At 69.3% G+C, this 6,410-nt stretch carries 3 protein-coding genes; all 3 read left to right on the top strand.

The genetic code is table 11. The features are described 5' to 3' along the window. Positions 1-150: 150 nt before the first annotated feature. On the top strand, positions 151-2,847 hold the full coding sequence (alaS, locus tag HUW62_RS45060) for an alanine--tRNA ligase (RefSeq protein ID WP_176437960.1): 2,697 nt from the start codon (positions 151-153) through the stop codon (positions 2,845-2,847). After that, on the top strand, positions 2,844-3,509 hold the full coding sequence (locus HUW62_RS45055) for a hypothetical protein (protein ID WP_176437959.1): 666 nt from the start codon (positions 2,844-2,846) through the stop codon (positions 3,507-3,509). The genes alaS and HUW62_RS45055 overlap by 4 nt, the downstream gene beginning before the upstream one ends. 8 nt (positions 3,510-3,517) lie before the next feature. Next, positions 3,518-6,410 (top strand): TIGR02266 family protein (locus HUW62_RS49450; RefSeq protein WP_368670640.1); only part of this gene is annotated, 2,893 nt, incomplete at its 3' end.

Below are 6,410 nucleotides of genomic sequence, written 5' to 3'. Positions count from 1 at the left end.
AGGCGCGGGTGGCGTGTTCGCCGCCCCCCCACCCCTCCTGCCGTCCAGGCGTGACGGGGCTGTCGGAGTCCCACCTCCAGGGCCGTCCGCCCCCTCATGCAACCTCCAAGAACTCCTGCGCGGCCTCCTCTTGTGGCATATACCCACACCATGCCTTCCGCCCTGACCGCCTCCGAGATTCGAGAGGCGTTCCTCAAGTTCTTCGAGGAGCGTGGACACCGCCGCGTCCCCTCCTCCTCACTGGTGCCGGCGAACGACCCGACCCTGCTGTTCACCAACGCGGGCATGGTCCAGTTCAAGGATGTCTTCACCGGCCGCGAGCGGCGCGACTACCAGCGTGCCACCACGTCGCAGAAGTGCGTGCGCGCCGGTGGCAAACACAACGACCTCGACAACGTGGGCTACACGGCCCGGCACCACACGTTCTTCGAGATGCTCGGCAACTTCTCCTTCGGCGACTACTTCAAGGCGGACGCGATTGCGTACGGCTGGGAGTTCGTGACGAAGACGCTCGGACTCGACAAGGCGCGGCTGTCCATCACCGTGTTCAATGGCGAGGACGGCATCCCCTGGGATGAAGAGGCGTTCGAGCTGTGGGCGAAGCAGGGCGTGTCTCGCGACCGCATCTTCAAGCTCGGCAAGAAGGACAACTTCTGGTCCATGGGCGAGACGGGCCCGTGCGGTCCCTGCTCCGAAATCCACTATCACCAGGGTGACGACATCCCCTGTGTCGAGGAAGCGGCGGGCAAGAAGTGTCAGGGCGTCGCGTGCGACTGCGACCGGTGGCTCGAAATCTGGAACCTCGTGTTCATGCAGTTCGAGCGCAAGGAGAAGGACGCGCCGCTGATTCCGCTGCCCAAGCCGTCCATCGACACGGGCGCGGGCCTGGAGCGCATCGCCTCCGTCGTGCAGGGCAAGCGCTCCAACTACGACACGGACCTGTTCCAGAACATCATCGCGAAGGTCGTCGAGGTCTCCGGCAAGCCGTACTCGCAGGAGACGGGCGCCTCCCACCGCGTCATCGCGGACCACGGTCGCGCGGCGGCGTTCCTCATCGCGGACGGTGTGCAGCCCTCCAACGAGGGCCGGGGCTACGTCCTGCGCCGCATCATGCGCCGAGCGATTCGCCACGGCACGCTGCTGGGGCTGGACCAGCTCTTCTTCTTCAAGGTCGTCGACCGCGTCATCGAGGTGATGGGTGACGCGTACCCCGAGCTGCGCGAGAGCCGGCCCTTCCTGCTCAAGGTCTCCGAGCACGAGGAGGAGAGCTTCCGGCGCACGCTCAGCCGCGGCATGAAGATGATTGACGAGAGCGTCACCCGGATGAAGAAGGCGGGCGAGACGCTGATGTCCGGCGCGGACGTCTTCCTGCTCCACGGCACCTACGGCTTCCCGTGGGATTTGACGCAGATCATCTTGCGTGAGCACGGGCTGGACGCGGACATCCCCGGCTTCGACGCGGAGCTGGTGAAGGAAGCCGAGCGCGGCAAGGGCGGCGAGCTCAACAAGGACAAGGCCGTCGGCGACGTCTACCTGAAGCTCGTGGAGAAGCTCGGGACCACCGAGTTCCTCGGCTACGAGGGTGAAGGCCACGAGGGCGAGGGCAGCATCCGCGCGATGATTCGCGACGGCGTGGAGGTGGTGCAGGCCTCGCAGGGTGACAAGGTGGAGCTGGTGCTGGACCGGACGCCCTTCTACGGCGAGTCCGGCGGTCAGCTCGGCGACAGCGGCAACATCGTCGGCCACGGCGGCAAGGCGGTGGCACAGGTGAAGGACGCTCAGCGTCCGGTGCCGGGCCTCATCGTCCACTCCGTGGAAGTCACCGAGGGGACGTTCAAGGTCGGCGACATGGTGCAGACCGCGGTGGACGTGGAGCGCCGCAAGGCCATCCGCTCGAACCACTCCGCGACGCACCTGCTGCACAAGGCGCTCAAGCTGGTGCTGGGCGAGCACGTGAAGCAGGCGGGCTCCGTCGTGGCGCCGGACTTCCTGCGCTTCGACTTCTCGCACTTCGGGCCCGTCACGTCCGAGCAGGCGGAGAAGGTCGAGGACCTGGTCAACGGCTGGATTCGCGACAACGCCGCGGCCGAGACGCGCGTCATGGCGCTCGAGGACGCGAAGAAGTCCGGCGCGGTGGCCATGTTCGGCGAGAAGTACGGCGAGACGGTTCGCGTCGTCACCGTGCATCCGGAGTCCACCGAGCTGTGCGGCGGCACGCACGTGCGGCGCAGCGGCGACATCGGTCTGTTCAAGCTCTCCAGCGAGAGCGGCGTGGCGTCCGGCGTGCGCCGCATCATCGCGCTCACGGGCGTGGGCGCGCTCCAGCACGTGCGAGAGCAGGAGCACGAGCTGCGCAAGGCCGCCGAGCTCTTGAAGACGTCTCCCAAGGACGTGGTCAAGCGCGTGGAGGCGGCGCAGAAGCGCGTGAAGGAGCTGGAGCGCAAGGTCGAGGAAGTGGCCGTGAAGGCGAACACGGCGGGCAGCAAGGACCTGCTGGAGCAGGCGCGCGACGTCAACGGGATGAAGGTGCTCGCCACTCGGGTGGACCCGGCGGACGACAAGGTGTTCCGCGGCATGGCGGACCAGCTCCGCGACCGCATGCGCTCTGGCGTCATCGCCATCGGCGGCGAGAAGGACGGCCGCGCCATCATCCTCGTCGCGTTGACGAAGGACGTGGTGGCCAAGGGCCTCAGCGCGGGTGACCTGGTGCGCGAGATGGCCAAGGAAGTCGGCGGCAAGGGCGGCGGCAAGGCCGACATGGCGCAGGCCGGCGGTCCCGACGCGTCGAAGCTGCCCATCGCGCTGGAGAAGCTGTACGAGCTGGTGAAGGGAGCGGGCAACGCGTGAGCGCTCGCTCTCCCCTCGCCCTGGCGCCGGTGGCGTGCCTCCTGGCTGCGGCCCTCTTCATCGGGGGCTGCACGAAGGATGAGCCCTCGTCCGAGTCCCTGGGCACGGCGGATGAGCGCACGCTCCAGAAGCTGCGGCAGGAAGTGGACCGGGTGAACCAGGGAGGCCGCCCGGCCCAGGGCCCCGAAGCCACTCGGGGCGCGCCGAACTCGCAGCTCGCGGGACTCGCCGCGGGGCTGGAAGATGCCGCGCCCCGGCAGTTGGGCGTGCCCGAAGGCAACAACACGGTGCACGTGGACACGGTGGCGGTGAAGCTGACCGGGCTGGAGTCCTCTCACTCCGCGAAGGGCTCGGGGAAGCTGAGCGTGACGACGGAGGAGCTGTTCCTCCGGGTGCAGCTCGTCACGCAGAACGTGGGCCCGAAGCCCGTGACGCTCGACCTGGAGTCGGCCACGGTGGTGGACGCGAAGGGCGCGTCGTTCGTGCTGGCGAGGGACGCGCAGGTGCTCGCGGGCACGCGTCCCCTGCGCCGGACGTGGGCCCCTGAAGAGCGCGCCGACGTCGTCCTCCTGTTCGAGCTCCCCCCGCCGGCCCTGCGGGAAGGTGCCCTGCACCTGGTCATGCAAGGGACGGGGGGAGAGGTGCGGATCCCCCTGCGATGAGCGGGCTTGTGTCCAAGCTGCTTCCGCTGCGCATCCGCCTCCCGTACAGCACGGAGGAGGAGTTCGTCGACAAGTACGGCTCGAACGTGGCGCGCGGAGGTGTATTCGTCGCCACGCGCGCGTTGAAGCCCGAGGGCACCGGGCTGGCGTTCGAGTTCGTCCTCGCGGATGGCAGCCGGTTGCTGCGCGGCGAGGGCGTGGTGGTGAAGGCACAGGTGGACTCGGGCGCCGGGCGCACCGGGATGACGGTGCGCTTCGTGAAGCTGGACGCCGCGAGCAAGGCGCTCGTCGACCGCGTCGTCGCACGTCGTGCCGCACCCGAGCCGCAGCAGACGGTCCCCGGATTGGTTCGCAAGACGCAGGCGCCCAGGCCGGTTGCGCCCAGCGCGCCCGAGCCGCCCGTGCAGGTGCCCGCGGTATCCCAGGACGCCCTCATAGCGGCCAGGAGTGCACCGGAGGCGCAACCCCTCGCGCCGGAGAGCGACGACCTGGCGCAAGGTGGACTCTTTCCACCTGAGCCCGACGAGGCCACGGAGGCATCTCAAGGCGGCCGCTTCGCTCCCGCGAGCGATGACGGTGAGACGCCCAGCACGGCACTGGGCCAGCGCGGCGCCTCAAGTGAGCAGCACGTCGGGGACACCGGCGCGGGTCTGTCAGTCGACGCGGAACCGACGGCGCCACGGCAAGTCGATGGTGAGCCGTCAGATGCGGCGGCGCTCAACGCGAGTACGCCGGTCGCGGATGAGCCTTCGGGCTTCGGGAATACGCCAGAGGCCGCGTCGCCCGCTTGGACGGGGAGTGCCGCGCCCACTGAGGGCAGCGCTCTCGCAGCTGACGACGAGCGCGAACTCGACTTCGACATCACCGCGAGCTTGTTCGACTCCGATGAGGAGTCATCAGCGAGCGCGGTGAGCGCACCCGTGGTTGGCGCGGACACGAATCCCGACGCTTTCGGCCAGGAGCACGACACAGCCACGGGGAACGCGGCCTCGACCTTCGAGCCCTCGTCGATTGACGGGAATGAAGCGGTCTCGAGTTTCGAAGGGGAGGCCTCTGCGAGTGTCTCCGCTGACGCTCCTTCGGACCTCTCCGGCACGGACACGTCGGACCCTGTCGAGGACACGTCGTCCGAGGTTCCCTGGTTCGGGACTCCAGAGGTCCCAGCGTGGGAGGCCAGTCCCACCGAAGTGGCCGCCCCCACCGTCCACGACGCGTCCACCGAACAGGCATCAGCTCGCGAGGACGAGCCTGCGCCCTTCAGCCCACTGGCCATCGGCGACGAACACACCGAGACGGAGAACCGCTCGGCGGCACCGGTTAACGCGGAGGTGCCCTCTTCTGGCGTCGAGTCGACTCCCACGACGGGGGCGCAGGCTGGCTCGTCGCACATCGAGGCCACGAGCGACACAGACCCGTGGGGCATCGCGATCCGCTCCGGCGGCACCGTGGCAGGCGCCACGAAAGAGACCTCGACCTGGTCACTCGCTGAGCGTGACGAGTCCTCCTTCGCCACTGACGCGGACTCGTCCACGGACCCGCTGGCGCGTATCGAGTCGACGTCCGCCGCCTCCCGGGTCGACACGGGCCACATCGCGGCCAACGTCGATACCGATGTGGAATCCCTGGCTGCGGCGCTGTCTCGCATCGAGAACGAGCCCTTCGCGACGGTCCGAGACACATCGGCACGCATAGAGCCACTCGCCAACACCGAGGCCCGTCCGTCCACGGAAGCCCCAGCTCACGCAGAGCCATCGGCCGCACCGACCGCGCAGTCCTCCACGGCGACAGCCGCGCAAGAGATGCCCGGGACGCTCGCCGACACGGGTGCCACAGCGGCAGGAACGGCTACGCCAACCCTGGGGCTGACAACCGCGCAGGACGCAACGGAAAACGCGTCGTCCGAGGTACGCACCGACACGTCCGCAGCGCCCCAGGGCTCACTGACGGCATCCTCGGTCGAGCCCTCCGCGACGGGCTCGACCGAGACGCGAGACAACTCCAGCGCCTCCACCTCCGCAACGGCAGCAGGTGTACCGACGACGTCTACCGCGCCCAGCCCAGTTGGAACGCGTACCGACGCCATCGTGTCCACCTCCGCACCGGCGACAAGTGCAGTAGCGACGTCCTCCGCGCCCGGCTCGCCCGAGACGCGCACCGACACGCGAGAGTCCGCCGCCGCACCGACGACAGGCGCAGCGGTGACGTCCTCCGCCCCCGGCTCGGCCGAGACGCGCACCGACACCCGAGAGTCCGCCTCCACAACGGCAACAGGTGTACCGACAACGTCCGCCGCCCAGGCCTCCACGGAGCTCGCCACACTCGGCTCAACCGAGTCCCGCGCCAACTCCAGCGAGTCCACCTCCACTCCGCCAGCAACCACGGCCGACCAAGCCCCCGTGTTTCCGGCCTTTCAAGCCGGTAACACGGGTCCCGCCGGCTCCGTCTCCCAATCACCAGGGGCCACCACACCCTCCCCTGCTCCCACGGAGCCGACTTCCACCACGGCCCCGCGCCCCATCACCGAGGCGCGCGCCGAGCCCACCGAGCCACCTGCCCTCCAGGACGCCGACACCGCGCGCAACCGCCGCCGTGCGCTCCTCGAAGTCCCTGTCTCCACGCCCTCCACCTCACCTTCCATTCCGGAGGTGGTGCTCGGCATCGACCTGGGCACCTCGCACGCACGCGTCGCCGTCTTCCACGAAGGCGTCGCTCGACTCGTTCCACTCCCGGGCACTGACGGCAACGAACTGCCAGCGCTCGTCGCGGTGGACGGCAACGACGAGCTGCTCGTCGGCCCCGCCGCCCAGGTCGAGGCCATGCGCGCCCCCCGCCGTGCCGCACACGGCCTCATGCGCCTGCTCGGCCTGCGCGCGCGCTCGCCCCGACTCCGCGCCCTGGCCC

The sequence above is a fragment of the Myxococcus sp. AM011 genome (assembly GCF_013372595.1).
In the GTDB taxonomy this organism is placed as follows: domain Bacteria; phylum Myxococcota; class Myxococcia; order Myxococcales; family Myxococcaceae; genus Myxococcus; species Myxococcus eversor.
This window is presented reverse-complemented; position numbering and strand designations above follow the sequence as displayed.

What these genes read in the sequence shown, in the direction of transcription:
- alaS (WP_176437960.1), top strand. Translation starts at nt 151, where the DNA reads ATGCCTTCCGCCCTGACCGCCTCCGAGATTCGAGAGGCGTTCCTCAAG.